Below are 26,475 nucleotides of genomic sequence, written 5' to 3' on the forward strand. Positions count from 1 at the left end.
CCCGCGCGCGCCGCGATCTAACGCCCGATAACAACCTCGGCCAGCAATCCGCCCAGCGTGTCGCTTTTGCCCAGGCGCAAAACCCCGCCATGCGTGCGCGCAATATCTGCGACAATCGACAGGCCAAGCCCGACACCGCTGCCCTTGTCTTGGTTGCGGGCGGGGTCAAGCCGGACAAAGGGGCTCATGGCGTCCTCATATTGTGCGGGCGGAATGCCCGGCCCATCATCGGCCACCCAAAAACGGACCGCGCGGTCGGTGACGCTCACACCGATCTTGGCTTGGGTGCCATAGCGCAGCGCGTTGCCGATCAAATTGTCCAACGCCCGCCGGATGGCTGTCGGGCGCAGCGGCACGGGGGTATTCGGCCCGTCGATCCGGTCAAGCGTCAGCGCATGGCCCATGCGTTGGTGGTTGTGCAAAATCGTGCGCAAGATGTCCGCCGGCACCACGAGCGCGATCTCGTCGCTGGCGTCGCTGCGCGCAAAGTCCAGAAACGTATCCACAAGACGCTGCATTTCATCGACATCTTCGATCAACGGTGCGGCGTCTTCTTCGTCAAGAAATGACAGGCCCAACCGCATCCGTGTCAGCGGGGTGCGCAAATCATGACTTACCCCCGAAAGCATGAGCGTGCGGCTCTGGATCTGGCGTTCAAGCCGGTTGCGCATGTCCAAAAACGCCATGCCCGCGGCGCGAACCTCGACCGCGCCTGTCGGGGTAAACTGGGTAATCCGGCCGCGCCCGTAATCTGTCGCGGCTTCGGCCATGCGTTTGATAGGGCGTAGCTGATTGCGCAAGAATATAAATGCAACGGCGGTCATAAATGCCCCCATCACCACCATAATCACCAAAAGCTGGTGCGGATTGGCTGCCGAAACGCGGCGGCGACTGAATTCAAGCCGCAACGGCCCGTGTACCGTATCCACCCAAAGCACAACGCGCCCGCGGTCTTCGAGTGAAACGGTCATTGGCGGTTCAATGATTTCGCGCATCGTCGCAATCACCATGCTGCCGGTCAGATCAACAAAGGGAACAATATCGCGCGCAGGCATATCGCTGTTTGAAAATGCGGGTACGATTTGCAAAGCGTTGCCCAATTCATCAAGCGCCGCCTGCGCAAGGGCGACATCGGGTGCCCTGTTTGCGGTTGCGATCATATATTGCAGATCGATCGTTTCGGCAGTTGTCATCAGCCGCGTTACACCGTCAAAATGGCGCTGGATAAAGACAACAGAAATGAGCAATTGCAGCAGCAAGACTGGCAATATCAGAATAAGGGCCGCACGGGCGTAGATGCCACGCGGCATATAGGTTTTAAGCCAGCGAAAGAACATGGCGCTAGGCTACTTCTCATTGGTACAAACGGAAAGCGCAGATATGCGGCACAGTGAAAACAAGCCACCCGTTGGCAAAGCCGAAAAATTGTTGCCCCGCCTTGCGCGGGTGCTGGCGCCCAATGCTTCGCCAATGACCTATTGGGGCACAAATACCTATATTCTGGGTGCAGACACCGTGGTGATTATTGACCCCGGCCCTGATAATGATGCGCATTTGGCAGCGATCATGCAGGCCCTTGAAGGGCGCAGGGTGGCGCAGATTCTGGTCACCCATAGCCATCTTGATCATTCGGGGCTTTGCGCGCGTCTGGCAGCGCAGACGGCAGCGCCCGTTGCAGGTTTTGGCGACAGCCAATCGGGCCGCAGCCCGATGATGCAAAGGCTTGTGGCGCAGGGGCTTGGCAGCGGAGGCGAGGGTGTCGACCACGGGTTTGCGCCCGATTTCACATTGCATGACGGTGCCGCGATCAACGGCGATTGGGGGGATATTACAGCGCTGCACACGCCCGGGCATATGGCAAACCATCTGTGTTTTGCATGGCAAGACATAATGTTTACCGGCGATCACATCATGGGCTGGTCAACCTCGCTGATTTCACCGCCTGACGGGGATTTGACGGCCTTTATGGATTCGTGTGAAAAATTGCGCAGCTGGCCGGCGCGCCGCTATTTCCCCGCGCATGGCGCCCCGATTGCTGATCCGCAGCAGCGGCTGGACTGGCTGATGATGCATCGGCGTGACCGCGAAGCACAGATCCGCAGCTTGCTGGGGCAGGGGGTAAACACGATCCCCGCGCTAACAGAATCGATCTATCACGACATCGCACGCGAATTGCTGCCAGCTGCGCAGCGCAATGTTTTTGCGCATCTTATCGACCTGTGCCAAAGGCAGGTCGCGGCCGCAATTCCGCGCGTCGGAATTCAAGCAAAATATAGGTTAATCGGGTCGTCAGAAAAAACCGTAACCGGAATGTAAAAAAACGGGCAAAAAGCTCTGGACGTCCCTAATCGGCATTGCTATACGGCCCGCAGTTGTTCCGACGTAGCTCAGCGGTAGAGCAGTTGACTGTTAATCAATTGGTCGTAGGTTCGATCCCTACCGTCGGAGCCAAAGAATTCAAGGGCTTAGTGAGAAATCGCTAAGCCCTTTTTTCATTTGGCGGTTCGTAAACTTGACCGCAATCCGGTGTAATATTTTGTCTTGATGTTGCGATTTGCGGGGTATTTTGCGTCGCTCTTGGCTTGGCATCCGTGCAATTGGGCCTATGCTAGCGCAAAATACGAACGACGAAGGAGTGGACCATGTCACCGTTCAAGATTGCTGTCCTTGCCTGTGGTCTTTTGGCTGCATGCGATCAAACACCCCCCATTGTGGTCGAAGACAATCTGCCGCTGGATGATCCGCGCCAGCAGGCATTGGTGATGAGCGAATGTGCGATCTATTTCGCGGCCGTGGCCAAGCTTGAGGCTGCAGGCCAATCCGCCAATGGCAACCCCACCAAAGACTGCCCCGTAGAGGCGCGCGCGCGTGCGGCGGACATCAACCCGATGGTCAGCGTCCCATCCGTGACGCCAGGCTATCCTGAAACATTGTATCAACGGATGCTCGCACGCGGCATTCCGGCAGATTTGGCCGCAGATATCGCCAAATCCAAAGCTTTCTGGGACCTCGTCGCACAACGCGATTCCGCCTACGCGAATTTTTAGGTTTTTATGAACGGGCTATAGTTGGCTGAGCGGCTTAACGTTGCCTTTGGTTATGTTCCGATTCTACGCCATAATAACTGCGCCGCCCTTTGGAGAAAGCTATGCCTGCTCAGCTTGGCCGCATCATTATATACACTAAAAAGATAGAGGCCGTTACGGATTTCTACTGTACGCACTTTGGCTTTCAAGCCCATAGACGTGAGGGAGATCGAATTGTCGAATTGGTGGCACGGGGGAATGGTAGCGCGATACTTTTACACCCGCTGTCGGCTGGGCGCAAAGAGGGGCAGGCACTCGTCAAGTTGGTATTTGACGTTCAAGACGTTGCAGAGTTCTGTCGCAACTCGGAAATGCAGGGCTTGGCGTTCGGCACCATACACCAGGCTGACGGATATTGCTTCGCCAATGCAAAAGACCCGGCCAAAAACACAGTCTCCGTTTCGAGTCGGGCATTTGTGAAGCGTTAGCCATAAACCATCAACGCCGTGATCAGCGCTTCCGGGCTCGTCTGATACAGTCCTTGATCGGACTTCAGTTGGATCAAACGGGTAGGGCGGTCCTCGGGTGCTATGCCTGCGATGTCCATTGCGCGGGCAATATGGTCGCCACCGCCGTTGACTATATCCCCCATGATCGCTGTGTGGTTAGATTTCACATAGATTTCTACCTGCCCCCTGCGCTGGTTGTAGGCGGCATTGCTAATCCCCGTGCTGAGCGCGGAAAGCGGAAGCAGCAGCGGATTGCCGATGTGGTTTGCCTCTGTGCTGCAACCGCACAGGATGGTAAGGACAATCAGGTGGCGTTTCATTGTGTTTTCGCCCGTTCTATGGGTTGACTTATAAGGGTATTGGTCAGATAAGCCGCCATCCGTACAAGTGTTTTGTGCGGACACAAGTAAAATTACGCCCATCGGGCGCGCTGTTTACAGGCGGTTTTAGCCACTAACGCCGGAATGATCCGGGGCCTCAGAGACGCGAAAAACGAAGGAAGATCATATGTTTGCGGTTTTGAAAACCGGCGGCAAGCAATACAAAGTCGCTTCTGGCGACGTGCTCCGCGTAGAAAAGCTGGCAGCGAGCGCTGGCGAAACAGTTCAATTCAACGAGATTCTGATGGTTGGCGCCACTGTTGGCGCGCCTTTGGTTGCAGATGCCGGCGTCCAAGCCGAAGTCATCGACCAAATCAAAGGTCCAAAGACAATCAATTTCGTAAAACGTCGTCGTAAGCATTCATCGGCACGTAAAAAAGGCCACCGTCAGCAACTGACACTGGTCCGCATCGGCGACATTCTGGAATCAGGCGCTGACAAATCCGGCGTGAAAGCGGCTGTAAATGGCGCGGCCCCGGTTGCTGCGGCACCTGCTGCAAAAAAAGCGGCACCTAAGAAAGCTGCGGCGCCTAAGGCTGCTGCCGGTTCTGACGATTTGAAAAAATTGTCCGGTGTTGGCCCCGCACTTGAGAAAAAACTGCTCGAAGCTGGCGTAACGACATTCGCACAGATCGCAGCATGGACACCCGAAGATGTGGCCGCGATGGACGAAAAACTGTCCTTCAAAGGTCGTATCGAACGTGAAGGCTGGATCGCGCAAGCGGTTGAGCTGGCAAAAGGCTAAGGAGAGACACCAATGGCACATAAAAAAGCAGGCGGTTCATCCCGTAACGGACGCGACTCAGCTGGTCGTCGTCTTGGCGTAAAGAAATTCGGTGGCGAAGTTGTCATTCCTGGCAACATCATCATGCGTCAGCGCGGCACAAAAATGTGGCCGGGCATGGGCGTTGGCATGGGCAAGGATCACACAATCTTTGCAACCGTCGAAGGCAACGTTCAGTTCCACAAAGGCCTCAAGGGCCGTACCTTTATTTCGGTCCTGCCGGTGGCGGAGGCCGCTGAATAAGCCGAATACCTTAAGGTAAAATTTTTGGGGATCGGCGCAAGCCGGTCCCCTTTTTCGTTCATACTCTTGCCATGTTATCAATTTAGACGTGTCTAGGGATGGTCGTGTTTTCGAGGAGGGAAAGCAGTGATTCATGAAGAGATTACAGTTCAAGAGACAATAACCGCAGAACGGTTTGTGCTGCGTCCGTGCCGCAAGTCGGACGCAGGGTTAATCGCGATGTATGCCGCGGATGAACGTGTCGCGCGCGGCACCCGCAGCATTCCGCATCCGTTGCCACCGGGCACGATTGAAGCGATGATCGACCGCGCGAGCGCCGCAGACCGCAGCGAAGACATCTGGGTCATCGACGGATCTGCGCATGGCCATGTTGAGGCCTTGGGCGTCATTACCCTTGAACGGATGGATCGCAACCAATCCGAAATTTTCTATTGGATCGCGCCTGCGTTCTGGAACACCGGACTGGCATCAGAAGCCGTGCGCGCCTTGATCGCTGCCAACCCGCATCAGGCCAAAACCATCTTTGCCGAAGCCTTTCAGGATAACCCCGGATCGGCCCGCGTATTGACCAACTGCGGCTTTGATTATCTTGGCGACGCCGAGGCGTTTTCGGTCGCGCGCAACGCCACGGTGCCGACTTGGACTTATACGTTGAAAGTTGGGGCATAGATCAGCGCGCGCCTTGAGCTGGCGCGCGCAATAGACTATCGCCACATCTGAATAGCGCGGAAAGCAAAAACCTATGAAATTTCTTGATCTCGCCAAGGTCTATATCCGGTCCGGTGCCGGTGGCGGCGGCTGTATTTCTTTCCGGCGCGAAAAATTCATCGAATATGGCGGCCCTGATGGCGGCGATGGTGGCAATGGCGGCGACGTCATTGTCGAGGCCGTGGACGGGCTGAACACGCTGATTGATTTTCGCTATCAGCAGCATTTCTTTGCAGGAAATGGCCAGCACGGGATGGGCAGCCAGCGGACCGGAAAAGACGGTGAAGACAAGGTGTTGCGCGTACCTGTAGGCACTGAAATCATTGACGAAGACGAAGAAACCGTCATCGCCGATCTGACCGAAGTCGGCCAGCGGATCGTGATCGCCAAAGGCGGCAATGGCGGTTGGGGCAACCTGCATTTCAAATCTGCGACGAACCAAGCGCCGCGCCGGTCCAACCCTGGTCAGGAATGCATCGAACGCACCATTTGGCTACGCCTGAAACTGATCGCGGATGTTGGTCTTTTGGGCATGCCGAACGCTGGCAAATCCACGTTCTTGGCCGCGACGTCGAACGCACGGCCCAAAGTGGCAGATTACCCGTTTACCACGCTGATCCCCAATCTGGGCGTTGTCGGTATTGACGAGGTTGAATTTGTTGTCGCCGACATTCCGGGGCTGATTGCGGGCGCCTCTGAAGGGCGCGGGCTTGGCGATACATTCCTGAGCCATGTGGAACGCTGCGCAGTGCTTTTGCATTTGATTGACGGCACATCGGGCGATCCTGCGGGTGATCTGACCACTATTATCCACGAACTTGAGGCTTATGGCGGCGAGATGGCGACAAAACCGCGGATCACGGTGCTAAACAAGATTGACGCGCTGGATGAGGAAGAACGCGCATTTTTGCGTGATGAAATTGCGCAGGTTGCGGCCGGTCCCGTTCTGATGATGTCCGGCGTCAGCCAAGAGGGCATCCCCGATGTGTTGCGTGCCTTGCGCGGCGAAATTGACGACAACCGCCTGCGCCACCGTACAGCTGCGGAGGAAGCGGTGGAGGACGCCCCGTGGCAACCTTAACCGACGCTAAACGCCTCGTCATCAAGATCGGTTCCGCGTTGCTTGTCGATGCGGCAAGCGGCAAATTGCGGCAATCATGGTTGACCTCGCTTGCTGACGATGTGGCGCGGATCCGCGCGCGTGGCACTGATGTTGTACTTGTTTCTTCAGGTTCAATCGCGTTGGGGCGCGGTGTTCTCGGGCTTCCTGCGGCTGCGCTGCCGCTTGAACAATCGCAGGCGGCGGCGGCTGTCGGGCAAATCCGGCTTGCGCGCGCCTACGAAGAAGCGCTCGCAAAACATGATATCATCGCGGGGCAAGTGCTTGTCACGCTTGAGGATTCCCATGATCGCAGGCGCTATCTGAATAGCCGCGCGACGATGGAAACCATGTTGTCGCTGGGTGTCACCCCGATCGTGAATGAAAACGACACAATCGCCACTGACGAAATCCGCTATGGCGATAATGACCGGCTTGCGGCGCAGGTCGCTGTGACGATCGGTGCGGATCAATTGATATTGCTGTCGGATGTTGACGGGCTTTATACCGCCAATCCGCGCATTAGTAGTGACGCAAAACACCTTGATATTGTAGAAAAAATCACTCCAGAGATCGAAGCAATGGCAGGCGATGTCGGATCAAGCCTGTCCAAAGGTGGCATGATCACCAAGATCATGGCCGCGCGCATCGCGACAGAGGCAGGCTGCGCGATGGCAATCGCACTGGGCACCGCCGACAGCCCGCTGGCAGCGCTTGAAAACGGTGCGCGCACAACATGGTTTGCCGCTCAAACCGATCCGCAAGCGGCACGAAAACGCTGGATTGCTGCGATGAAACCTGCGGGCTCTGTCACCATTGATGCTGGTGCGCAAGCGGCGCTTATGCGCGGCAACAGTCTTTTGCCTGCGGGGATCAGCGCCGTGACGGGGCAGTTCGGGCGCGGCGATATCGTGGCGATTTCGGATGCAAAGGGCGTAAAGCTCGGGCAGGGGTTGACCCGCTATACCGCCGCCGAAGCGCGCCAGATCATGGGCCGCAGGTCCGATGAAATTGCAAGCGTGCTGGGCTATGAGGGCCGCGCGGCGCTGGTCCACCGTGATGATATGGTGCTTTGAAAGGTCAAGACGATGCATGATGCTGACGATATCACAAAAATGATGACCGATATTGGCAAGGCTGCGCGCGCCGCTGCGACAGTGCTGGCGAGCGCCGCGCCGCAAGCCAAAGCGCAAGCGCTGAATGTCGCCGCCGATACGGTGTGGGACCAGCGTGCGCAGATCATTGCTGCCAATAAAAAAGACATGGCCTTTGGCGCCGAAAAAGGCCTGTCCCCTGCGATGATGGACCGCCTTATGCTGGATGAGGACCGGATCGCGGGGATCGTCAGCGGCTTGCGCGCAGTGGCCGCACAAGATGACCCGATTGGCGCAGTAACCGAAGAATGGACTCAGCCTTCGGGGTTGCACATCAAACGCGTGCGGACCCCGATCGGGGTTATTGGCGTGATTTACGAAAGCCGCCCGAATGTGACGGCGGATGCCGGTGCGCTTTGCCTGAAGTCGGGCAATGCGGTGATCTTGCGTGGGGGCTCCGAAGGGTTCCATTCAAGCCAGGCAATCCATACATGTCTGGCAGCGGGTTTGCGCGCCGCGGGTCTGCCGGAAAAGGCGATCCAGCTGGTCCCGACACGTGACCGTGCTGCGGTCTCTGCGATGCTGCAAGCCACTGATTTTATTGATGTGATCGTGCCGCGCGGCGGCAAAGGGCTGGTTGGTCTTGTCCAGCGCGAGGCACGTGTGCCTGTCTTTGCCCATCTCGAAGGTATTTGCCATATCTATGTCGACGCCAGCGCAGATCTGGCCAAGGCCCGCGCGGTTTTGATCAACGCCAAAACACGGCGCACGGGGATTTGCGGGTCAGCCGAATGTCTGCTTGTTGATCAGGCGTTTCTGGACCAGCACGGCGATATTCTGACACGCGACCTGCTGGAAGCAGGGGTCGAAGTCCGCGCTGCCGGTACGCTTGCGCAGACCAAGGGCACCGTGCCCGCGCAGGCTGATGATTTCGGGCATGAATTTCTGGATATGATTATTGCTGCGAAAGCTGTCGACGGGATCGACGGGGCTGTCGCCCATATCCGTGAATTCGGGTCAAATCACACCGATGCGATCATCGCCGAGAATGACGCTGTCGCCGACCGTTTTTTCCGCGACCTTGATAGCGCGATTTTGATGCGCAATGCGTCGACGCAATTTGCCGATGGCGGTGAATTTGGCATGGGCGCTGAAATCGGGATTGCGACGGGCAAGCTGCATGCGCGCGGTCCTGTGGGCGCGGTACAGCTGACAAGTTTTAAATATCTTGTCACCGGTGACGGCACAATCCGGAGCTAGAAGCGCGCGGTCAGGCTGCTTTCGCCGACTGTATACGCAAGGGTGCGCCCTGTCTCGGCAAGGGCGGGGGGCAGTAATGCAAACTGTACCTGCGCCGCCGTATATGGGTGCGTGCTATGCACATTTTCAAACCCTTCCCACAGGTCGGGGTCAATTGATACGCGGCGCGCATTGGCGCTAAAATCCCATGTATCACCTGTGCATGACACAGTGATTTCGCCCCCCATAGGCAGCGCGGTTTCAAAGCAAAGCAGCATCAGCAGTGCCAGTCGCACGCTGCGCCGTGGCTGGTCGTCGCTGACATCCCAGATAAACTGGTGCCGCCCGCCAACAGAGACTGCGCGCAGGATGCTTTGCACTTCGGTGCTACTAATCCGCTGGCCGTCGTTGACCGCGCCAAAGGCGATTCGAAACAGGCGTATCCGCGCATTTGCGCTATTCACACTGTCGCTGATCAGCGCCATTTCGGGATCGGTATTGCCATTTGTAAGCCCCAAAAGTTCAACACCATTGCCGATTGCGCCAATTGGGCTAATAAGGTCATGACAAATGCGCGAGCCGACAAGTGCGGCCAAATCAGTTTGCATGGTGTGGTCTCTCCTTTGAGGAACAGAATATGATCGGCATTAACGCCATTTTAGAGCCCGGGATGCTGGTCCAAAATCCCGCCCAGCCAGACTGGGGCACCGGGCAGGTCCAGTCAAATATTGCGGGCAAAATCACCGTCAATTTTCGTGAACAGGGGAAAGTTGTCATTGACGGCACACGTCTGGCCCTTGTTATCGTTGATCGGTAGTCCGCCTTGTGAAAACAGGGGTAGCGCCTCAATGGTTGCCAAAACGTTAATGCGGCAATAGAAACCGCGCCTGAAGGCCAAAGGTACGACATTCATTCATGGCGACACTTTCTCCTCAGTTTCATGTATCGCTGGCGCAAACGCCTGCGGATATTTGTGCGGCGCAACGGTTGCGATACGCGGTTTTTGTGCGTGAACTGGGCGGGCAGGGCGCGACTGTCGATCATGCGGCCGGATTGGAAAGCGACAGGTTTGATGCTTTTGCCGATCATCTTTTGCTACGCGATCTTACCCGACCGGCGGCGGATCAGGTGGTTGGCGTTTACCGTCTGCTAACCGGATCACAGGCGCAAAAGGCGGGCCAGTTCTATTGTGCAGATGAATTTGACCTGACTGCACTTGTGCAAAGCGGCAAACGCTTGCTTGAGCTCGGGCGGACCTGCCTGCACGCGGATTATCGCGGCGGCGCGGCAATGGTGCATATCTGGTGCGCATTGGCAGACTACGTGGCGCGCAATCGCGTCGATATCCTTTTCGGGGCGGCGTCATTTCACGGCACCGATGTCGGCGCACTCGCAGCCCCGCTTAGCCTGCTTTACCACCGCCATCTTGCGCCCGAACACCTGCGTGTTTTTGCAATCGGACCCAATGCGGCCGCGATGAATATCTTGCCTGTTGACCAGATTGACAGGGTGCGCGCCATGCGCAAAACACCCGCATTGATCAAGGCATATCTGCGACTGGGCGGTGTTGTCGGTAACGGGGTATTTGTGGACAAGCCTCTCAATACAATCGATATTTGCATGATTTTGGATGCGGCTTCGGTGGCGCAGTTGCAGCGCGATATCTATGTGCGGGGCGTCTAGGATGGCACAGGCATGGTCCTCTGACGATAGCCCGCCCGTGTTGCCAATCGGCGCAGCGGGGTGGGTGCGCATTCTTTTGCGGGCCATTCCTTTGGCGCTATTGGTGTTTGGCGGGCTGGGCGTGCTTTTGATTGTCCGGCTTTTTGAAGCTGTGATCTGTGGCAAGGCGCGCCCCGTGACCCCGCATATCACGCAGCGCGTTTGCCGTTTGGCGCTTGTGATTTTGGGGATCACGTACCGCAGTGTCGGCGCGCCGATGGATGGCGGTGGTGCGGTTGTTGCAAACCATGTGTCATGGCTGGATATTTTTGCGCTTAACGCGCGCAAACGGATCTATTTTGTCGCCAAATCAGAGGTCGCGGGCTGGCCTGGCATCGGCTGGCTGGCGCGGGCAACGGGGACATTGTTTATCAAGCGCGCCCGCAACGAGGCGGTCGAACAGGTCAGCCTGCTCAAGACCCGACTGGCGTTTGGCCATCGTTTGCTATTTTTCCCCGAAGGCACATCTACTGACGGATTTCAGGTCTTACCTTTTAAATCAACGCTTTTCGCGGCGTTCTTTGATCACGCACTGCGCGATGAATTGGCCGTTCAACCTGTCACAGTGATTTACCGCGCGCCCAAAGGTGCCGACCCGCGGTTTTACGGCTGGTGGGGCGATATGGAGTTTGGCACGCATCTGTTAACGACACTGGCCGCAAAACGGCAAGGCGGGGTCACAGTCGTGTATCACCCGCCTGTGCAATTGTCCGATTTTGCGGATCGCAAGGCGCTGGCAAAAGCGCTTGAGACCACGGTGCGCGCAGGGCTAGACAGCCATCGCGGCGCGTAGAACGGCAAGGGCTTTGGCCGGATCATCGCTGCGCCAGATTTCATCACCGATGCCAAAGAAATCCGTATGCGGCGCGAATGCGCGGATCAGCTCAGCGTCCAGCACGCCTTCGGCGACGACGGGGACTTCGATCATCATTGACCACCATTCGAACAGGTCCAGCCCCGCCTGTTCACCGTCGCCCAAAGGCGATTTGCCGATCGGACCAAAGCTGACATAATCCGCGCCCATCTCGCCCGCTGACATGCCTTCATGGCTCGATGTGCCGCAAAACGCGCCAACAATGGCGTCTTCGCCCAGTTCTTTGCGGGTTTTGATCACGGATTTGGCAGCATCAAGCAGATGCACACCATCAAGCCCCAAGCGTTCGACCATCAGAATATGGTTTTCAATCACCAGCGCCACATCGCGGGCATGGGTGACAACACGCAGCGCGTCGGCGGCTTTGGCGATACGGGTTTCGTCTTTGGTCCCAAGTGCAAGCCGGACACAAGCCACATCGGCGCTGTCCAGACAGGCGGCCAGCTGATCGGGGTAGGTCGAAAGATCAAATTCTGACGGGGTGACCAGATAGATCTGTGGCTGCTCTGGGGTGTCTGACATGGGGCGTTTTTCCGAAAATAAAGCTGTGTTGAGGGCGTTCTAGCGGGGAATGTGCGGCTTGGCTATGGTTTCGGCGGCAGGCTGCGCGCATATTCGAGCGCAAGCCCGACAATTTGCGCGCGCCTCGCGTCATCACCAAACACATCTTCGGCGACATCCACCATGCCGCCCATCTTGCGCCCTGTAAATGACAGCGGGGTAATGCCATCAATTTCAAGCGCTTGTGCTTCGGCTGCCTTGCCCACGCGGGCCATGCCGCCGCCTTGATGCACACCGCAAACCATATGGCCAAGGCGCATGAAACACAGGCCACCGAACATTTTGCGTTCTGTGATCCCCGGTTCGTCCCTCAGGTCTTCGCGCAGCATTTGCGCATGTCCATCATCATAAGCCATCGGGGTTTCCTTGCGTTGCGCTGACACCCAGCGTATCACGCCAGCCGATACCAAAGGAACCCCCATGCCAAGCCCTGATCCACAGCCCGCATTTGTCTTGATCCGCCCACAGATGGGCGAAAACATCGGTGCCGCCGCGCGCGCGATGTGGAATTTCGGGCTTGACCGGATGCGGATCGTGGACCCGCGCGATGGTTGGCCCAATCAAAAGGCCGTCGTGATGGCCAGCGGCGCAGGACGATTGCTGGACGAGGCGCAATTGTTTGACGACACCGCCGGCGCGATTGGCGATTGCGATTTTGTCTATGCGACCACCGCGCGCCCACGTGATCTGACCAAGCCCGTGTTCACGCCTGAGGCCGCGATGAAAGACGCGCGCGCGCGGATTGCGGCGGGCGGTAAGGTGGCAGTGATGTTTGGCCCTGAACGGTCGGGGATGGAAAACGACGATATCGCCCGTGCCAACGCGATTATTTCCGTGCCGGTAAACCCCGAATTTGCGTCACTGAACCTTGCGCAATGTGTTTTGCTGACCGGCTATGAATGGCGGCGCGAGGCCGTGCCAGCGGTTGATATGACTGTGGCCGCCGTGGCCGCTTGGGCCGAACAGATCGAGGTTGAAAAGCTGGGCGCGCATTTTGAAGAACGGCTGGATGAGGCGGGTTTCTTTTTCCCCGAACATAAGGCCGCAAATATGAAACTGAACCTGCGCAACCTTTGGTCACGTATGCCGCTGACCCGCGCGGATGTGCAGATGCTGCATGGTATCCTGCGGCAAATGGTGCGCTGGAAAGATCAGGGGTAGGTGGATCAAGATCCACCCTACGGGTGCTTGCACCGCCCCAACAGCCCACCTAGGTTCCACCTATTACAACCCGTTGGAGATCATCATGGCAACAAAACGGTCCATTTTCGAAGAGGTCGGCGATAGCCCCAAACAGGCCGCAGCCCCCGGCGCGATTAACCGCGCAGGCCAAGGCGCGCGCGGCGCGATCCGCGGTTGGCTGCTGGCGCTTTTGGCCATGGTGATGGTGATGATCGTCGTGGGCGGACTGACGCGGCTGACAGATAGCGGGCTTGCAATTACCGAATGGAAGCCTGTGACGGGCGCCATCCCGCCGGTAGGCGCGCAAGCTTGGGAGTCCGAGTTTGCGAAATATCAAGAGATCCCCGAATACCAGTTGCAAAACAAGGGGATGACCCTGTCCGAGTTCAAAACCATCTATTGGTGGGAGTGGGGGCACCGGCAATTGGGCCGCCTGATCGGGCTGGTCTGGGCTGTCGGGTTTTTGGGTTTTGTCGCCGCACGCAAGGTGCCGACAGGCTGGACCGGGCGCCTTTTCGGGATCGGTGCGCTGATTGGCGTGCAGGGTGCGATTGGCTGGTGGATGGTATCTTCGGGATTGGGCGATGGGATGCTTGATGTGGCATCCTACCGCTTGGCCACGCATCTTGGGCTGGCCTTTGTGATCCTTGGGCTTTTGGTGGTTTACGCCTTGCGGCTCGGGCGGGCGCAGGCGGATCTGATGCAGGCGCGGCGCAGCGCAAACACGGGGCTTGTACGTCTTTCCACGGTTCTGATCGGATTGGCTTTTGTGCAGATCATCCTCGGGGCGCTGGTTGCGGGTATTGACGCGGGGCGCGGTTACCCTGATTGGCCGCTGATGGCGGGGGGATTTCTGCCGCCCAACCCGCTTGATATTGAACCTATGTGGCGCAATTTCTTTGAAAATGACGGGCTGGTGCAATTCATGCACCGGATGGCGGGTTACACGCTGTTTGCCTACGGCATCTTTGTGTTCCTGCGCGCCCGTAGATCCGCCAACCGCAAAATCCGCGCAGCGTTTCACGGCGTCATCGGCATGATGTTTTTGCAGATGGTGCTGGGCGTCTTTACGGTACTTTATTCCGCGCCCTGGCACATCGCAATTGTGCATCAGATCGGCGCGATTGTGCTGTGGATGCTGATCTTGCGTGCGCGCAATCTGTCACAATATCCAATTTCCCAATCTGTCCGAGGCTAAATAAATGACCGCATATGACGCATTGATGCAGTTCCAACGCGAAACCGAAGCCCTCGGCCAGATTGCGGGTCGTCTTGGCTGGGACCAAGAAACCATGATGCCCGAAGGCGCCACGCCGCAGCGCGCCGAGGAACATGGCGCGATGGCCAATATTTTGCACGCGCGCCGGATTGATCCGCGTGTCGGCGAATGGCTGGCAAAGGCGGAACCGGCGGATGATGTCGCCGCCGCCAACCTGCGCCATATAGGGCGCAGCTTTGAACGCACGGCCAAAGTGCCTGCTGCAATTGCCGCAGAGCTGGCCAAAACCACATCACTGGCCCACCGGATCTGGGCGCAGTCCCGCGCGGATGAGGATGTCGCGAGCTTCCTGCCGATCCTGCAAAAGGTTGTTGATCTGCGCAAAGAGGAGGCGGCCGCAGTCGCAGGTGACGCCGATCCTTATGATGCGCTGCTGGATGATTACGAACCAGGCGCGACAGGTGCCAGCCTTGGCGCGATGTTCGATGCATTGCGCCCGCGGCTGGTCGCGCTGCGCGCCGCGATATTGGATCGGCCCGCGCCTGCGCAATTATCAGGTAGTTTTGATGAAGCAGCGCAGCTGAAGCTGTCCGAGAAGCTCGCGCTTGCCTTTGGCTACAACACCAACCACGGGCGCATTGATAAGGCCGTGCATCCGTTTTCATCGGGCTCCGGGCTTGATGTGCGGATCACAACGCGGACCAACCCGACCGATCCGTTCAATTGTTTTTATTCGACAATTCACGAGGTTGGCCATGCTGCATACGAGCAGGGGATAGACCCGCAACACCTGCTGACCCCGCTTGGCGCGGGCGTGTCGATGGGCGTGCATGAAAGCCAAAGCCGGATCTATGAAAACCAGCTGGGCCGCAGCCGCGCCTTTACCGGCTGGCTTTACGGGCAGATGCGCGATGCGTTTGGCGATTTCGGTATTGCGGATGAGGATGCGTTTTATGCCACCGTTAACCGCGTGAGCGACGGGTTTATCCGCACAGAGGCCGACGAGGTCCAATATAACCTGCATGTTTTGTTGCGCTTCGATCTTGAACGCGCATTGATCGCGGGTGATTTGGCCGTGAATGATCTAGAGGCCGCGTGGAACGACCGTTTCAAGGCTGATTTCGGCTATGCGGTTGATCGTCCGTCCAACGGCGTGTTGCAGGATGTGCATTGGTCCGAAGGGCTGTTCGGTTATTTCCCAACCTATACGTTGGGCAATGTCTATGCGGGGTGCCTACATACGGCGCTGCGCGACGCTGTGCCGGGACTGGATGCTGATCTGGCGCGCGGGGATACATCGGCAGCAACGGGTTGGCTGCGTGAAAACCTGCAACAATTTGGCGGATTGCGTACGCCGATTGATACAATTACCCATGCAACGGGTACAAAGCCAAGCGAAGGCCCGCTTTTGGATTATCTTGAGGATAAGTTCAGCAGTATCTACGGGCTGTAGTAACCTGAAAAAAGGGCCGGATTTAATCCGGCCCAGTCAGGAAGATGCAAACGTATCAGGCTTGCCAGAAAGGTTTGGCGATTTCTTCACGTGCAGTCGTCGGATCCAAACCAATGTCTTTTAACAGGTGCGGTGGCATTGAACGAAGGTGCCGCCGCGTCTTGCGGCGTTTGTCCCATGCGGTCACGGCCACTGCAAAGCGAACCGCAAGACGTGCCGCGAGCGGCATGTTTGATGGTGAACTTGGTGCGGCGATCTGCGCCGCTGAGAGCGCGTATGACATGGGAACATTCCTTTAATTGTATTGACACAATGGTGTGCCTTCTGGTAATTGAATTGATACAAAGTGTTTTGTGATAGGTCTAGAAAATGATTGTATCGGGTACAATATGGCAGCCAAATCTTGCTGATGGTGGACGCGCGAAATATCAGGCGCTGGCCAAGGCAATTCGTGACGGCATTGCATCGGGCCAATTGTCACCCGGTGAAAAGCTGCCGCCGGTGCGTGATCTGGCCTACCGCGTTAGTGTCACACCAGGCACGGTTGCGCGCGCCTATAAGATATTGATCGACGAATCCCTGCTTGAGGCGGGGGTCGGGCGCGGCACCTTTGTGGCGCAGCCCAAACCGGCGCCGGTGCGCAGTCTTCCTGCGGCGGACAGGTTTTTTGATCCGGCGCTGGATCGGGACGGGCAGGCGCATCTGCTAAGCCCGAAAATGCCCGATGTCGGACAGACCGCAATCATCCGCGAGGCGATGCACCAGCTGGCAGATAGCACCGCATCCGATATGCTGCTGCGCTATCCGACACGCAACACCGATCTGCCGGCGCGCGAAGCCTTTGCCGCAACGCTCGATCCGGTGCATCTGGGGCCGTTCGATATACATAACATCGTCACAAGCCATGGTGGCCAGAATGCAATTGTCATGATTTTGCAAAGCATTCTGACAGGTACAAACCCCGCCATCGCGGTGGATGAGCTTAGCTATGGCGGGTTTCGCTCGGCCGGGGTGCTATGCAGGGCCGATGTTGTCGGGATTGCATGGGATGATGATGGCCCGCTTGTTTCCGCATTGGAAGCCGCAATTCTGGATCATAATGTGCAGGCCTTTTGCACCTCGGCAGAGGTAAGCAACCCAACTGCCCGACAGACCACGCCCGCGCGACGGGTTGAAATCGCCGCACTTGCAAAGGCGCATGGCGTGCATATCATTGACGATGACTGTTATCGTTTGATGAATACGGATCGCATCGGGCCTAGCTACCGCGCGCTTTTGCCGGGGCTTGGCTGGTATCTGACATCGCCCTCCAAATCGATCACCGCATCCTTGCGGATCGGCTTTACCGTCGCGCCAAAAGGCTGGAGCAAAGCCCTGACCCGCACGGCAACATTTTCGTCCTTCGGGGTGACGCGGCTGGTCACGGATCTTTATGCGGCCATCATGCAGCACCCGCAGATTGATGCGGTCGTCGCGCGGGTCAAATCACGGATCGGCGCGGATATTGACGCGGCCCAGCGGATTCTGGCGGGTTATGACATGCGCGCGGCACCCACTGTGCCATTTCTATGGCTTGAATTACCTATCGGCTGGCGGGCAGGCGAGTTCTGCCAAGCCGCTGAATCTGCAGGCGTTTTGATCAAATCTGCGGATGATTTTGCGCTGCGCGAAAGCAGATCGGTCCATGCGGTACGGATTGCTGTGAACGGACTGGTGCCACACGCGCATTTTGTGCAAGCGATGGAATGCCTGCGGGATTTGCTGGATCATCCGCCGGAAAGAATAGCGATTTGATGGGGTAAAATAATACCTAATTTACAACCCATTGATTTTGCATTGTAAATTCAGAACTTACCCGCTTGACTGCTACTTGAACCTCTCTATAACACCCCAATCCGAATGACGTGGCTATGCGCCACCCCAAACTTCTGGTGAGATATGAAAACCTTTACCGCTACCCCAGCGGATATCGACAAGAAATGGATCCTGATCGACGCTGAAGGCGTTGTTCTGGGTCGTCTTGCGTCGATTATCGCTATGCGCTTGCGCGGCAAGCATAAACCATCCTTCACGCCGCACATGGATATGGGCGACAACGTGATTGTCATCAACGCTGAAAAAGTCCAGATGACTGGCAACAAGCGCGATGAAAAATACTACTGGCACACTGGCCATCCCGGCGGGATCAAAGAAAAGACCAAAGCCGAGATTCTTGAAGGCAAGCACCCAGAGCGCGTTGTCATGAAAGCTGTCCAGCGCATGCTGCCCGGTGGCAAACTGTCCCGTCAGCAAATGACTCACCTGCGCGTTTTCGCAGGCACAGAGCATGGCATGGAAGCCCAAAAGCCGGAAGTTCTGGACGTTAAGTCCATGAACAAAAAGAACACGAGGACTGCATAATGTCTGATCAAGTGAATTCACTCGAAGAGCTGGGCCAAGTCGCTGCATCTGCCGAAGTTGTTGTCGAAGTTGCTGCCCCGCGCGAGCCCGTCCGTGACGAGCTGGGCCGTTCGTACGCAACCGGCAAACGTAAAGATGCGGTTGCCCGCGTCTGGATCAAGCCAGGTTCTGGCAAGGTCACCGTGAACGGCAAAGACATGAACACCTATTTTGCGCGCCCTGTGCTGCAAATGATCCTTGCGCAGCCGTTTTCGGTTGCCGGTGTGACAGGTCAGTTTGACGTTGTTGCAACTGTAAAAGGTGGCGGTCTGTCTGGTCAGGCTGGTGCGGTAAAGCACGGCGTATCAAAAGCGCTGCAACTTTACGATCCAACCCTGCGTGCTGCATTGAAAGCAGCCGGCTTCCTCACACGCGACAGCCGCGTTGTTGAGCGTAAGAAATACGGTAAAGCCAAAGCCCGTAAGAGCTTCCAGTTCTCCAAGCGTTAATCGCGAAGGAAGAATTCTTTTGGAAAAGGGCAGTTTCACGACTGCCCTTTTTTGTGTTCAGACCAATGGGAAGGACAGACATGTATATTCCGGCAGATTTCGAAATGCGCGACCCTGCGGCAGTTGCGGCCTTTATTGCGGCGCACCCATTGGCGCAATTGGTTGCACATGGCGCGCAGGGGCTTGTCGCTAACCCGTTTCCATTGCTTGCCGTTGATGACGACACATTGATCGGACATATGGCGCTGGCCAATGATATGCACCGCATCGTGCCGGATGGGGCGGATGTTTTGGCGATATTTCAAGGCGATAGCGCCTATATTTCACCCAATTGGTATCCGTCGAAACGCGCGGATCACAAGGTGGTCCCGACATGGAATTACGCCTGTGTGCAGTTTCACGGGCGCATCACATTCCAACACGACGCGAAATCAAAAATCGCTGCGGTCGGCCGGCTGACGCAAAATCATGAAAGGGAAACTAACGGCGCGCAGGCGTGGAAAATGGCTGATGCGCCCAAGGATTACATGGCGCAGATGCTGGCAGAAATCGTCGCTTTCAGGATCGACGTCACACGTACATACGCCAAATCCAAGCTGAGCCAGAACAAGACGGCCGATGATGCGATGGGCGCAGTTGAAAACCTGCGTAAAAACGGGGCCGATGCAATTGCGGACAGTATGCAAGCGGCACAAAAGACAAGATAAATTCGTGCGAATGCGATTTGCGTATTGATCTTTGCGCGGGCGCAGTGAAATCATCGCATATGTGGCAGAAATTAACTTCAACTGAATCGGGTCGCGGGCTTCTTATGGTGGGCCCGCCGTTTCTTTATGCGTTGATTTTGATGGCTTTCCCATTGATTGCGATCTTCTTGTTCAGCTTCTGGACACAGGATTTCATGAATTTGGACATGACGTTTACGCTTAATAACTACCGCGAAATTATCGAAAAACCGATCTATGGCGCGCTTTTGCAGCGATCGCTGATGGTGTCGGGGGCTGTGACGGTTGTGACCGTGCTGCTTGCCTTTCCGGTTGCCTATTTCATTTCGTTCCATGTGCGCCCCGACCGCAAATCGCTTTGGCTGTTTTTGATTACTATCCCTTTCTGGACCTCCTATTTGATCCGCGTTTTCCTGTGGAAAGTAATTTTGGGTTATAATGGTGTAATCAACACGGGGCTGTTGAATATCGGTCTTATCGACGAGCCGTTGACGTTTATCTTGTATAACGTGAATGCGGTGATCATCACATTGGCACATGCGTTTGCGCCCTTTGCGATCCTGCCGATCTTTGTCGCGCTGGAAAAAATCGACCGTTCCTTGCTCGAAGCCTCGCAGGATCTGGGCGAAAGCAAATTCATGACATTCATCCGGATCACGCTGCCGCTTGCGATGCCGGGGGTTGTTGGTGCGGTCTTGATCGTCTTTATTCCGACAATCGGCGATTACGTAACGCCCGAATTGATGGGCGGCGCGGGCGGCAAGCTAATTGCAAATATGATCCAGACGCAATTTCTCGCGCTTAATAATGCGCCGTTGGGGGCGGCATTGGCGATTGTTGCCATGCTTTGCGTGACCGCGATCAGCCTTGTTTTTGTGCTTCTTAACCGCCGCTGGCTGAAGGGGCGCTCATGAGCCTGCGCATCTACGCGATTTGCTATCTAATATTTCTTTATGCGCCGATTGTTTTGCTGCCGTTGTTTGCGTTCAACGATGCGACGGTCATCGCCTTTCCGCTAAGCGGGTTTACGACCGATTGGTTTGCTGAACTGGCCACAAACAAATCACTTCACGCAGCGGTAAAGAACTCTTTGTTTATTGCCTTCACCTCGGCGTTGACCTCGACACTTTTGGGGATTTGCGCCGCGCGGGCAGGGGCGATGCACCGGTTTCCGCTCAAGGCGGGGATCATGGGGTTCATCATGTTGCCGCTTGTCCTTCCCGAGATCATCGTCGCCGTGTCGCTTCTGGTCGTGGTTGTGCAGATTTTCGACTGGGGCCTGTCAAACTGGACCATCATCGCCGCGCATGTGTTGATTTGTACGCCATTTTGCATCGCCATCCTGAATGGCGCTTTTCAAAACCTCGATCCTTCAATGGAGGAGGCCGCGATGGACCTCGGCGAAAGCCGCTTTGCCGCGTTTCGTCTGGTGACCTTGCCGCTGGTGATGCCAGGGATCATTTCGTCAATGCTGATCGCATTTACCATTTCGCTAGATGAATTCATTATCGCGTTCTTCCTTTCTGGGGCAAGCCCGACAATGCCGGTCTATATCTGGGGGCTTTTGCGCTTTCCTGCGTCCTTGCCCGTCGTCATGGCCTTGGGCACGATTCTGGTGACGCTCTCTATCATTCTTCTTACAATCGCAGAGCTTTTGCGCCGTCGCGGGATGGCCCGCGCAGGGGTAAAAGACAAAGGGGGGTTCTTGTGACCGCTTTGATCACACTGACGGGCGTTAATAAATATTACGCCGACTATCACGCATTGCGCGACATCAACCTTACCATCAATGCCGGTGAATTCTTTTCATTGCTGGGTCCGTCGGGCTGCGGGAAAACAACGTTGCTGCGCACCATTGCGGGGTTTGAACAGGTCACAGACGGTGTGGTGATGATCGGCGGCGCCGACATGGCCGCAGTGCCCGCGAACCTGCGCCCGACCAATATGGTGTTCCAATCCTATGCGATTTTCCCGCATCTGAGCGTTGCGGAAAACGTGGCCTTTGGTCTGCGTAAATCCAAAGATATCGACAAGCAAACCAAGGCGGAAATGGTCGAAGAAGCGCTGACAATGGTCGGGCTGGCAGGCTATGGCAAACGTGCCGCACATGCGCTTTCGGGGGGGCAGCGGCAACGTGTGGCGCTGGCGCGTGCGCTGATCCTCAAACCCAAGGTGCTGCTGCTCGACGAGCCGCTTTCCGCGCTTGACAAGAAGATGCGCGAACAAATGCAGGTGGAATTGATCCGGCTCCAGCGTCAGGTTGGTATTACCTTTATTCTGGTGACGCATGATCAGGAAGAAGCGCTGGTCATGTCCGACCGGATCGCCGTGATGTTCGAAGGCGAGATCGGGCAACTGGCGGATCCTGAAACGCTATACCGACGGCCAAATTCACGCCGTGTTGCAAGTTTTATCGGTAAAATGAACTTTTTAGAGGCTGAAGTTAATGCAGTTTCCGACGTCATCGCCATTGATGTCGAGGGGCTAGGCCCGTTGCAGGTATCACTCGAACAAGCGCCGGAACCGGTGAAACAAGGCCCAGCGGTTGTTGGTATCCGTCCGGAAACATTGGGTATTTTGTTCGAGGGTGAAACCACCGATCGCAAACTGATTGACGGTGTGGTTGATGAGGTCGTCTATTACGGCGATATGACCTATTACGACATCCGCATTAAAGGCATTTCGCAAGCTATTAATATTGCAATGAAAAACCTTATTGGCCGTCCGGTTCTCGAGGTTGGCGAAGCCGCGCAGGTCATCTGGGATGAACGCGCGCTGGTCGTGCTGAACTAGCGCAGCGCAATCGCATAGCGCAGGGCGATGGTTTCCAGACCGGGGTTCAGGTCCTGCGTATCGCCGTTTGAACGGTGATCATAGTGAACCGAAATTGTCGCCCCGTTATCAAAGGCATAGCCGATCCCAAAGGCAGACCGAAAATGCAGGTTGCCGCCCAGGTCAGGCCCGTCACCCGCGTCGTAATACCCCGGCATCAATGATGTCTCGACGAAAAACGGGCTGTCAAAGACGCCTGTGCTTGACCATTTGACGCCGGCCCCAACCCATGATGCGCCATTGGCCGCAACCGATACCCCGAAAGTCGGCTGAAACGGGCCATAGCGGCGCCCCATGTCATAGCCGACATAGATTTCTTCACTGATGATGGCCTCTTGGAATTCGACATCGGCAAGCTGCAATGACACCCGCGCCGTTGCGCTTTCACTGGCCAGACAGCCATCGTTGCGGCAATCATTAAACCCCATATCCGTAAGGCTGGTGATCAGAAATATTATTGCAAGTGTGCCGTCCATTGTGAAATCCTATTTGTCTGGGTCAATCAGCCCGAGGCCGCGTAAATAGATGCCGATCCCGCTTTCCAGCAGGTCTTCGGGTGAAAAGGGGCTTTTGGTGCCGGGATTGCCCCGCGCAAACAGTTCGACAACCCCGTGCGAAAGCGCCCAGATATGCGCGCTAAACATCTGCGGCGGCGGGCGGCGGTCTGCGGGAATATGCTGGCCCAGCTCTTCGGCGGCTTTTTCCAGAACGCCCATCGCGCGGGTGGCCGCCGCGTGCAGTTCCGGCGAGCGGTGCATCGAAATACCCGATTCAAACATCGCGATATAGTAACCCGGATGGTCACGCGCAAAGGTCAGATAGGCGCGGCCCGTGCGTTCAAATGCGGCCAGATCAGAGGGCGCACCATTGCGATACGCGTCCTCCATCGCATCGCCGAACATCTCGTAGCCTTGTTGGGCTGCGGCAGCGATTAGGTCTTCGCGCCCGTCAAAATGGCGGTACACGGCGGCGGGGGTCACGCCTGCCTCGCGCGCGGCCTCTGACAGGGTAAACCCTGTCGGGCCGCGTTTCTCGATCAGCGTCAGACAGCCTGTTATCAGGGCCTTGCGCAGATTGCCATGATGATACCCGCGTTTAGACATGCCAGAGATCAGGCCCCCCGACGATTTTTGGATCAAGCGCTCCCAGCGCGTTTGTGTCTTTGCCCGCATAGTCAAGCTGGTGCAGAATGTGGCGAATGGTCTGCACGCGTGTGCGCCGCTTGTCATCGGATCGCACAATCGTCCAAGGCGCGGTGTCTGTATGGGTGCGTGTGAAGGTTTCAAAAATTGCGGCGCTATATGCATCCCATTTGTGCAGGCCCTTGACGTCGATACTGCTGAGCTTCCACTGCTTGAGCGGGTCTTTCTCGCGGTCCAAGAACCGTTTCAATTGCGTGGCTTGCCCGACATTGAGCCAGATTTTGATCAACGTGATGCCTTCGTCGACCAGCATTTGTTCAAAGGCGGGCACCTGTCCGAACCAGCGGTCGCGCTGCTGTGGGGTGCAAAAACCGAACACATGTTCGACAACGCCGCGATTATACCAGCTACGATCAAAAATGGTGATTTGGCCCTGATGGGGCAGATGCGCGATATAGCGTTGGAAGTACCATTGCGCGGCTTCAACATCCGTAGGCTTTGACAGGGCCACAACATTGGCCACGCGCGGGTTCAGGTTTTCACGCAACCGTTTGATTGTGCCACCTTTTCCGGCTGCATCGCGCCCTTCGAACACAATCGCAACCCGCTGGCCCGTGTCACGCACCCAAGCCTGCATGCGTACCAGTTGCACCTGAAGCGCGGCAAGTTCTGCCTCGTACTCATCTTTGTCCCAGCGCGTATCATAGGGGTAATTGCTGTTGAGTATACCGGATTTCTTGGCGGATTTGATTGCGGCTTTGACGGCATCGGGGGCTTGATCACGGTAAAACGCGCTAATACCCCCATCAAATGGCAGATCCATGAAAACTCTCCCGATACTCACTTGTTTATATATGGAGATTTCTGCGCCCAAGCGCAATTCGCGCCGCAAAATAAACGCTAGTGTCCGGTCCGGCTTGCCGCGCGGTCAATTGCTGCGATCACGCTATCGGCGTTGGTGTGATGCGGCATATGCCCGACGCCATCCAGCCGCACCAAATTCGCCGAAGGCACAATTTTGATAAATTCATCCGCATGAATATGGATCGGCACGGTCGTATCTGCGGTGCCATGTACAATTTCGATCGGGAGCGTCAGCCCTGCATAGTGCTGCGACAGGGTCACCACATGCGGGCGCAGGGAATTCACCTGCCGCACATTCTCGCGAAAACTATCTGGGCGCAGCGTCAGACCTGCACCGATATAATTGGCATAACCGACAGGCGCGGATTGCGGTGCAAATGTCGCGGCGATCCGGCCATTGACCACGCTGCGCGGCACTAGCGCCGATATCAGCGGCACTGTGACAGCCCCCCCGATGGCGCTGGCATTCACAGTGTAATAGGGATCAAGCTTGCCGGGCCAAGGCAATGTAACCCCTGCGATGGACACAATTGCAGATGCGTTTACGGGGTTAGCCTCTTGCAGTCCTTCAACGCCCCACGCATAGGACACGATCCCGCCAAAGCTGTGGCCTGCAACAATGGGCGCGCTTATCCCCAGTTGTGCTGCGGCCGCCCGTAAAACGCGGGCTTGGTCTTGGGGGCTGGCGCCATCAGTCAGGTTTTGCTGCGCAATAGGGTCCGAATAGCCAAGCCCGGGACGATCAAACGCCGTTACCCGATAACGGTCCGACAGTTGATCCATCAGCGCAAAGGTGAAGTCGCGCAAATTCCCGCCCGCCCCATGCAGCAAGATCAGGTCGGGCCCTTGGCCTTCTTGCACATAATGGACTTGCAGCCCGTCAACGGTGACAAAATTTCCCAAAGGCGGGAAGTCAGCCATGGCGCGTGCGGCGCGTTGCTGCGCGCCAACACCCGCGACCAAGGCCCCAAGACCCAGTGCCAGAACCGCGCGTTTCAACCGCCTAGGTCCCAATATCATTCAGATCATAATGCGTGGTTTGATAGATCTGGTTGATCCAATTGCCATACAAAAGATGCCCGTGGCTTTTCCAGCGGTTCAGCGGCTTTCGTGTAGGGTCATCATTTGGGTAGTAGTTCGCAGGCACGTTTATCGGCGTGCCTGCCGCAACATCGCGGTCATATTCCTGCTTGAGCGTCTCGCTGTCATATTCAAAGTGGTTAAAGATATATAGCGCGCGGTGGGCCGGATCTTCGACCAGACAGGGGCCGGTTTGATCGCTGGTGATCAATGTGTTCAAACCGTTTGCCGCGTCGATTTCATCTTGGCGCATTTCTGTCCAACGGCTGACAGGGATCACACAATCGTCAGAAAACCCTTGCAAATAGGGGGATGTCATTTCGGTCAGGTGATGCCGGAAACAGCCAAACAGCTTGTGATCCAGAATATGTTTTTTGACCCCGTGGAAGTGATTGATCATCGCCATGCCGCCCCAGCAGACCCCAAATGTCGAATGCACATTGGTCTGGGTCCATTCAAAGACCTGCTTTAGCTCGTCCCAATAGGTCACGTCGGTAAAAGGCAAATGTTCAATCGGCGCGCCGGTAATGATCAGCCCGTCGAATTTCTGATCCAGGACTGCGCTGAAGGGCAGATAGAATTCTGCCATATGTTCGGCGGCAGTGTTTTTGGTTTCATGCTCGGACATCCGCAAAAGTGTCAGTTCGATTTGCAATGGTGTCGCCCCGATCAACCGCGCGAACTGGTTCTCGGTCTGGATTTTCTTGGGCATCAGGTTAAGCAATGCGATCCGCAGCGGGCGGATATCCTGACGGGCAGCTTGTTCTTCGGCCATGACGCTCACACCTTCGCGCGACAGAATGTCAAAGGCGGGCAGGGCAGAGGGGAGTTTGATCGGCATAATGGTCGTC

General features: G+C 56.5%; 33 protein-coding genes and 1 tRNA gene. 23 read left to right on the forward strand and 11 right to left on the reverse strand.

What is annotated here, in order from left to right:
* Positions 1-17: 17 nt before the first annotated feature.
* Positions 18-1,337, reverse strand: a complete 1,320-nt coding sequence (locus BM320_RS06465; protein WP_090197877.1) for an ATP-binding protein — start codon at positions 1,335-1,337, stop codon at positions 18-20.
* Between the two features lie 43 nt (positions 1,338-1,380).
* On the opposite strand from BM320_RS06465, the gene BM320_RS06470 reads away from it, so the two are divergent.
* The 4 genes from BM320_RS06470 to BM320_RS06485 all read left to right on the forward strand — a co-directional run bounded on the left by BM320_RS06470 (position 1,381) and on the right by BM320_RS06485 (position 3,514).
* Positions 1,381-2,316 carry an MBL fold metallo-hydrolase gene (locus BM320_RS06470; RefSeq protein WP_090200425.1) on the forward strand — a complete coding sequence of 312 codons (936 nt, stop codon included), beginning with the start codon at positions 1,381-1,383 and terminating at the stop codon, positions 2,314-2,316.
* Between the two features lie 60 nt (positions 2,317-2,376).
* Positions 2,377-2,451: transfer RNA gene (locus BM320_RS06475), tRNA-Asn, on the forward strand.
* Between the two features lie 191 nt (positions 2,452-2,642).
* Entirely contained in the window at positions 2,643-3,047 is a 405-nt protein-coding gene (locus BM320_RS06480) for a hypothetical protein (protein ID WP_090197880.1), read from the forward strand.
* Positions 3,048-3,148: 101 nt separating this feature from the next.
* Positions 3,149-3,514 carry a VOC family protein gene (locus tag BM320_RS06485; RefSeq protein ID WP_090197883.1) on the forward strand — a complete coding sequence of 122 codons (366 nt, stop codon included), beginning with the start codon at positions 3,149-3,151 and terminating at the stop codon, positions 3,512-3,514.
* Here BM320_RS06485 and BM320_RS06490 read toward each other — a convergent pair.
* Positions 3,511-3,855, reverse strand: coding sequence for a hypothetical protein (locus tag BM320_RS06490; RefSeq protein ID WP_090197886.1), 345 nt, complete (start codon positions 3,853-3,855; stop codon positions 3,511-3,513). The genes BM320_RS06485 and BM320_RS06490 overlap by 4 nt on opposite strands.
* Positions 3,856-4,042: 187 nt before the next feature.
* Between BM320_RS06490 and BM320_RS06495 the strand changes: the two genes are divergently transcribed.
* The 6 genes from BM320_RS06495 (at position 4,043) to BM320_RS06520 (ending at position 9,103) form a co-directional block, all read left to right on the forward strand.
* The gene (locus BM320_RS06495; RefSeq protein WP_090197889.1) at positions 4,043-4,660 is read left to right on the forward strand and encodes a 50S ribosomal protein L21; all 618 of its coding nucleotides are present in this window, start codon (positions 4,043-4,045) and stop codon (positions 4,658-4,660) included.
* Between the two features lie 12 nt (positions 4,661-4,672).
* Positions 4,673-4,942 (forward strand): 50S ribosomal protein L27, encoded by a 270-nt coding sequence (gene rpmA / locus BM320_RS06500; protein WP_090197892.1) that lies wholly within the window; start codon positions 4,673-4,675, stop codon positions 4,940-4,942.
* A 126-nt stretch (positions 4,943-5,068) separates the two neighbouring features.
* The gene (locus BM320_RS06505) at positions 5,069-5,611 is read left to right on the forward strand and encodes a GNAT family N-acetyltransferase (RefSeq protein ID WP_090197895.1); all 543 of its coding nucleotides are present in this window, start codon (positions 5,069-5,071) and stop codon (positions 5,609-5,611) included.
* A 73-nt stretch (positions 5,612-5,684) separates the two neighbouring features.
* On the forward strand, positions 5,685-6,731 hold the full coding sequence (obgE, locus tag BM320_RS06510; RefSeq protein WP_090197896.1) for a GTPase ObgE: 1,047 nt from the start codon (positions 5,685-5,687) through the stop codon (positions 6,729-6,731).
* Complete coding sequence (gene proB / locus BM320_RS06515) at positions 6,719-7,825, forward strand: glutamate 5-kinase (RefSeq protein WP_090197900.1); 1,107 nt, start codon at positions 6,719-6,721, stop codon at positions 7,823-7,825. Before obgE ends, proB begins: the two co-directional genes overlap by 13 nt.
* 12 nt (positions 7,826-7,837) lie before the next feature.
* Entirely contained in the window at positions 7,838-9,103 is a 1,266-nt protein-coding gene (locus tag BM320_RS06520; protein WP_090197903.1) for a glutamate-5-semialdehyde dehydrogenase, read from the forward strand.
* Here BM320_RS06520 and BM320_RS06525 read toward each other — a convergent pair.
* Positions 9,100-9,690: a histidine phosphotransferase family protein gene (locus tag BM320_RS06525; RefSeq protein WP_090197906.1), complete on the reverse strand. Its 591-nt coding sequence runs from the start codon at positions 9,688-9,690 to the stop codon at positions 9,100-9,102. The two genes, BM320_RS06520 and BM320_RS06525, sit on opposite strands and share 4 nt — an antisense overlap.
* Before the next feature lie 29 nt (positions 9,691-9,719).
* Between BM320_RS06525 and BM320_RS06530 the strand changes: the two genes are divergently transcribed.
* The 3 genes from BM320_RS06530 to olsA all read left to right on the forward strand — a co-directional run bounded on the left by BM320_RS06530 (position 9,720) and on the right by olsA (position 11,597).
* Complete coding sequence (locus BM320_RS06530; RefSeq protein ID WP_090197908.1) at positions 9,720-9,899, forward strand: DUF3553 domain-containing protein; 180 nt, start codon at positions 9,720-9,722, stop codon at positions 9,897-9,899.
* Between the two features lie 98 nt (positions 9,900-9,997).
* Complete coding sequence (gene olsB / locus BM320_RS06535) at positions 9,998-10,765, forward strand: L-ornithine N(alpha)-acyltransferase (protein ID WP_090197911.1); 768 nt, start codon at positions 9,998-10,000, stop codon at positions 10,763-10,765.
* A 1-nt stretch (position 10,766) separates the two neighbouring features.
* Positions 10,767-11,597, forward strand: coding sequence for a lyso-ornithine lipid O-acyltransferase (gene olsA, locus BM320_RS06540; protein ID WP_090197914.1), 831 nt, complete (start codon positions 10,767-10,769; stop codon positions 11,595-11,597).
* Here the strand turns inward: olsA and BM320_RS06545 are convergent.
* Positions 11,574-12,200 carry a thiamine phosphate synthase gene (locus BM320_RS06545; protein ID WP_090197917.1) on the reverse strand — a complete coding sequence of 209 codons (627 nt, stop codon included), beginning with the start codon at positions 12,198-12,200 and terminating at the stop codon, positions 11,574-11,576. The genes olsA and BM320_RS06545 overlap by 24 nt on opposite strands.
* Positions 12,201-12,262: 62 nt before the next feature.
* Positions 12,263-12,595 (reverse strand): TfoX/Sxy family protein, encoded by a 333-nt coding sequence (locus BM320_RS06550; protein WP_090200427.1) that lies wholly within the window; start codon positions 12,593-12,595, stop codon positions 12,263-12,265.
* Positions 12,596-12,659: 64 nt separating this feature from the next.
* On the opposite strand from BM320_RS06550, the gene BM320_RS06555 reads away from it, so the two are divergent.
* From BM320_RS06555 to BM320_RS06565, 3 genes are all read left to right on the forward strand, one after another.
* Positions 12,660-13,400, forward strand: coding sequence for an RNA methyltransferase (locus BM320_RS06555; RefSeq protein WP_090197920.1), 741 nt, complete (start codon positions 12,660-12,662; stop codon positions 13,398-13,400).
* Between the two features lie 85 nt (positions 13,401-13,485).
* Positions 13,486-14,619: a heme A synthase gene (gene ctaA, locus BM320_RS06560; protein WP_090200429.1), complete on the forward strand. Its 1,134-nt coding sequence runs from the start codon at positions 13,486-13,488 to the stop codon at positions 14,617-14,619.
* A gap of 4 nt (positions 14,620-14,623) precedes the next feature.
* Positions 14,624-16,093: a carboxypeptidase M32 gene (locus BM320_RS06565; protein WP_090197923.1), complete on the forward strand. Its 1,470-nt coding sequence runs from the start codon at positions 14,624-14,626 to the stop codon at positions 16,091-16,093.
* Between the two features lie 55 nt (positions 16,094-16,148).
* Here the strand turns inward: BM320_RS06565 and BM320_RS06570 are convergent, their stop codons facing one another.
* Complete coding sequence (locus BM320_RS06570; RefSeq protein WP_090197926.1) at positions 16,149-16,376, reverse strand: DUF1127 domain-containing protein; 228 nt, start codon at positions 16,374-16,376, stop codon at positions 16,149-16,151.
* Between the two features lie 86 nt (positions 16,377-16,462).
* Here BM320_RS06570 and BM320_RS06575 point away from each other — a divergent pair, with 86 nt between their 5' ends.
* From BM320_RS06575 to BM320_RS06605, 7 genes are all read left to right on the forward strand, one after another.
* The gene (locus BM320_RS06575) at positions 16,463-17,887 is read left to right on the forward strand and encodes an aminotransferase-like domain-containing protein (RefSeq protein WP_090197929.1); all 1,425 of its coding nucleotides are present in this window, start codon (positions 16,463-16,465) and stop codon (positions 17,885-17,887) included.
* Positions 17,888-18,031: 144 nt separating this feature from the next.
* Positions 18,032-18,493, forward strand: a complete 462-nt coding sequence (gene rplM / locus BM320_RS06580; RefSeq protein WP_090197932.1) for a 50S ribosomal protein L13 — start codon at positions 18,032-18,034, stop codon at positions 18,491-18,493.
* Positions 18,493-18,981, forward strand: a complete 489-nt coding sequence (gene rpsI / locus BM320_RS06585) for a 30S ribosomal protein S9 (protein WP_090197935.1) — start codon at positions 18,493-18,495, stop codon at positions 18,979-18,981. The genes rplM and rpsI overlap by 1 nt, the downstream gene beginning before the upstream one ends.
* 80 nt (positions 18,982-19,061) lie before the next feature.
* Complete coding sequence (locus tag BM320_RS06590; RefSeq protein ID WP_090197938.1) at positions 19,062-19,688, forward strand: FMN-binding negative transcriptional regulator; 627 nt, start codon at positions 19,062-19,064, stop codon at positions 19,686-19,688.
* A 59-nt stretch (positions 19,689-19,747) separates the two neighbouring features.
* A complete protein-coding gene (locus BM320_RS06595) occupies positions 19,748-20,620 on the forward strand; it encodes an ABC transporter permease (protein ID WP_090197941.1) in 873 nt (290 codons plus the stop codon).
* Positions 20,617-21,417: an ABC transporter permease gene (locus BM320_RS06600; RefSeq protein WP_090197944.1), complete on the forward strand. Its 801-nt coding sequence runs from the start codon at positions 20,617-20,619 to the stop codon at positions 21,415-21,417. Before BM320_RS06595 ends, BM320_RS06600 begins: the two co-directional genes overlap by 4 nt.
* Positions 21,414-22,499, forward strand: coding sequence for an ABC transporter ATP-binding protein (locus BM320_RS06605; protein WP_090197946.1), 1,086 nt, complete (start codon positions 21,414-21,416; stop codon positions 22,497-22,499). Before BM320_RS06600 ends, BM320_RS06605 begins: the two co-directional genes overlap by 4 nt.
* On the opposite strand, the gene BM320_RS06610 is transcribed toward BM320_RS06605, so the two are convergent.
* The 5 genes from BM320_RS06610 to metA all read right to left on the reverse strand — a co-directional run bounded on the left by BM320_RS06610 (position 22,496) and on the right by metA (position 26,465).
* Positions 22,496-23,014: an acyloxyacyl hydrolase gene (locus tag BM320_RS06610; protein ID WP_090197949.1), complete on the reverse strand. Its 519-nt coding sequence runs from the start codon at positions 23,012-23,014 to the stop codon at positions 22,496-22,498. The two genes, BM320_RS06605 and BM320_RS06610, sit on opposite strands and share 4 nt — an antisense overlap.
* Positions 23,015-23,023: 9 nt before the next feature.
* Positions 23,024-23,641: a TetR/AcrR family transcriptional regulator gene (locus tag BM320_RS06615; protein WP_090197953.1), complete on the reverse strand. Its 618-nt coding sequence runs from the start codon at positions 23,639-23,641 to the stop codon at positions 23,024-23,026.
* Positions 23,634-24,503 carry a polyphosphate kinase 2 gene (ppk2, locus tag BM320_RS06620; protein WP_090197955.1) on the reverse strand — a complete coding sequence of 290 codons (870 nt, stop codon included), beginning with the start codon at positions 24,501-24,503 and terminating at the stop codon, positions 23,634-23,636. Before ppk2 ends, BM320_RS06615 begins: the two co-directional genes overlap by 8 nt.
* Before the next feature lie 77 nt (positions 24,504-24,580).
* Positions 24,581-25,564, reverse strand: coding sequence for an alpha/beta fold hydrolase (locus BM320_RS06625; RefSeq protein WP_090197957.1), 984 nt, complete (start codon positions 25,562-25,564; stop codon positions 24,581-24,583).
* Positions 25,548-26,465, reverse strand: a complete 918-nt coding sequence (gene metA, locus BM320_RS06630; protein ID WP_090197960.1) for a homoserine O-acetyltransferase MetA — start codon at positions 26,463-26,465, stop codon at positions 25,548-25,550. The genes BM320_RS06625 and metA overlap by 17 nt, the downstream gene beginning before the upstream one ends.
* Positions 26,466-26,475 lie beyond the last annotated feature (10 nt).

Source organism: Yoonia tamlensis, assembly GCF_900115105.1.
Taxonomy (GTDB): Bacteria; Pseudomonadota; Alphaproteobacteria; order Rhodobacterales; family Rhodobacteraceae; genus Yoonia; species Yoonia tamlensis.

Bases quoted from the DNA above. Each gene is read 5' to 3' on its own strand.
- metA (WP_090197960.1), bottom strand. From the start codon at position 26,465: ATGCCGATCAAACTCCCCTCTGCCCTGCCCGCCTTTGACATTCTGTCG.
- obgE (WP_090197896.1), top strand. From the start codon at position 5,685: ATGAAATTTCTTGATCTCGCCAAGGTCTATATCCGGTCCGGTGCCGGT.
- BM320_RS06470 (WP_090200425.1), top strand. From the start codon at position 1,381: ATGCGGCACAGTGAAAACAAGCCACCCGTTGGCAAAGCCGAAAAATTG.
- BM320_RS06555 (WP_090197920.1), top strand. From the start codon at position 12,660: ATGCCAAGCCCTGATCCACAGCCCGCATTTGTCTTGATCCGCCCACAG.
- BM320_RS06485 (WP_090197883.1), top strand. From the start codon at position 3,149: ATGCCTGCTCAGCTTGGCCGCATCATTATATACACTAAAAAGATAGAG.
- rpmA (WP_090197892.1), top strand. From the start codon at position 4,673: ATGGCACATAAAAAAGCAGGCGGTTCATCCCGTAACGGACGCGACTCA.
- BM320_RS06615 (WP_090197953.1), bottom strand. From the start codon at position 23,641: ATGTCTAAACGCGGGTATCATCATGGCAATCTGCGCAAGGCCCTGATA.
- BM320_RS06490 (WP_090197886.1), bottom strand. From the start codon at position 3,855: ATGAAACGCCACCTGATTGTCCTTACCATCCTGTGCGGTTGCAGCACA.
- BM320_RS06530 (WP_090197908.1), top strand. From the start codon at position 9,720: ATGATCGGCATTAACGCCATTTTAGAGCCCGGGATGCTGGTCCAAAAT.
- BM320_RS06575 (WP_090197929.1), top strand. From the start codon at position 16,463: ATGATTGTATCGGGTACAATATGGCAGCCAAATCTTGCTGATGGTGGA.
- BM320_RS06525 (WP_090197906.1), bottom strand. From the start codon at position 9,690: ATGCAAACTGATTTGGCCGCACTTGTCGGCTCGCGCATTTGTCATGAC.
- rplM (WP_090197932.1), top strand. From the start codon at position 18,032: ATGAAAACCTTTACCGCTACCCCAGCGGATATCGACAAGAAATGGATC.
- BM320_RS06595 (WP_090197941.1), top strand. From the start codon at position 19,748: ATGTGGCAGAAATTAACTTCAACTGAATCGGGTCGCGGGCTTCTTATG.
- ppk2 (WP_090197955.1), bottom strand. From the start codon at position 24,503: ATGGATCTGCCATTTGATGGGGGTATTAGCGCGTTTTACCGTGATCAA.
- BM320_RS06565 (WP_090197923.1), top strand. From the start codon at position 14,624: ATGACCGCATATGACGCATTGATGCAGTTCCAACGCGAAACCGAAGCC.
- BM320_RS06520 (WP_090197903.1), top strand. From the start codon at position 7,838: ATGCATGATGCTGACGATATCACAAAAATGATGACCGATATTGGCAAG.
- olsB (WP_090197911.1), top strand. From the start codon at position 9,998: ATGGCGACACTTTCTCCTCAGTTTCATGTATCGCTGGCGCAAACGCCT.
- BM320_RS06590 (WP_090197938.1), top strand. From the start codon at position 19,062: ATGTATATTCCGGCAGATTTCGAAATGCGCGACCCTGCGGCAGTTGCG.
- BM320_RS06480 (WP_090197880.1), top strand. From the start codon at position 2,643: ATGTCACCGTTCAAGATTGCTGTCCTTGCCTGTGGTCTTTTGGCTGCA.
- BM320_RS06495 (WP_090197889.1), top strand. From the start codon at position 4,043: ATGTTTGCGGTTTTGAAAACCGGCGGCAAGCAATACAAAGTCGCTTCT.
- BM320_RS06570 (WP_090197926.1), bottom strand. From the start codon at position 16,376: ATGTCATACGCGCTCTCAGCGGCGCAGATCGCCGCACCAAGTTCACCA.
- ctaA (WP_090200429.1), top strand. From the start codon at position 13,486: ATGGCAACAAAACGGTCCATTTTCGAAGAGGTCGGCGATAGCCCCAAA.
- BM320_RS06610 (WP_090197949.1), bottom strand. From the start codon at position 23,014: ATGGACGGCACACTTGCAATAATATTTCTGATCACCAGCCTTACGGAT.
- rpsI (WP_090197935.1), top strand. From the start codon at position 18,493: ATGTCTGATCAAGTGAATTCACTCGAAGAGCTGGGCCAAGTCGCTGCA.
- BM320_RS06625 (WP_090197957.1), bottom strand. From the start codon at position 25,564: ATGATATTGGGACCTAGGCGGTTGAAACGCGCGGTTCTGGCACTGGGT.
- BM320_RS06545 (WP_090197917.1), bottom strand. From the start codon at position 12,200: ATGTCAGACACCCCAGAGCAGCCACAGATCTATCTGGTCACCCCGTCA.
- BM320_RS06550 (WP_090200427.1), bottom strand. From the start codon at position 12,595: ATGGCTTATGATGATGGACATGCGCAAATGCTGCGCGAAGACCTGAGG.
- BM320_RS06465 (WP_090197877.1), bottom strand. From the start codon at position 1,337: ATGTTCTTTCGCTGGCTTAAAACCTATATGCCGCGTGGCATCTACGCC.
- BM320_RS06600 (WP_090197944.1), top strand. From the start codon at position 20,617: ATGAGCCTGCGCATCTACGCGATTTGCTATCTAATATTTCTTTATGCG.
- olsA (WP_090197914.1), top strand. From the start codon at position 10,767: ATGGCACAGGCATGGTCCTCTGACGATAGCCCGCCCGTGTTGCCAATC.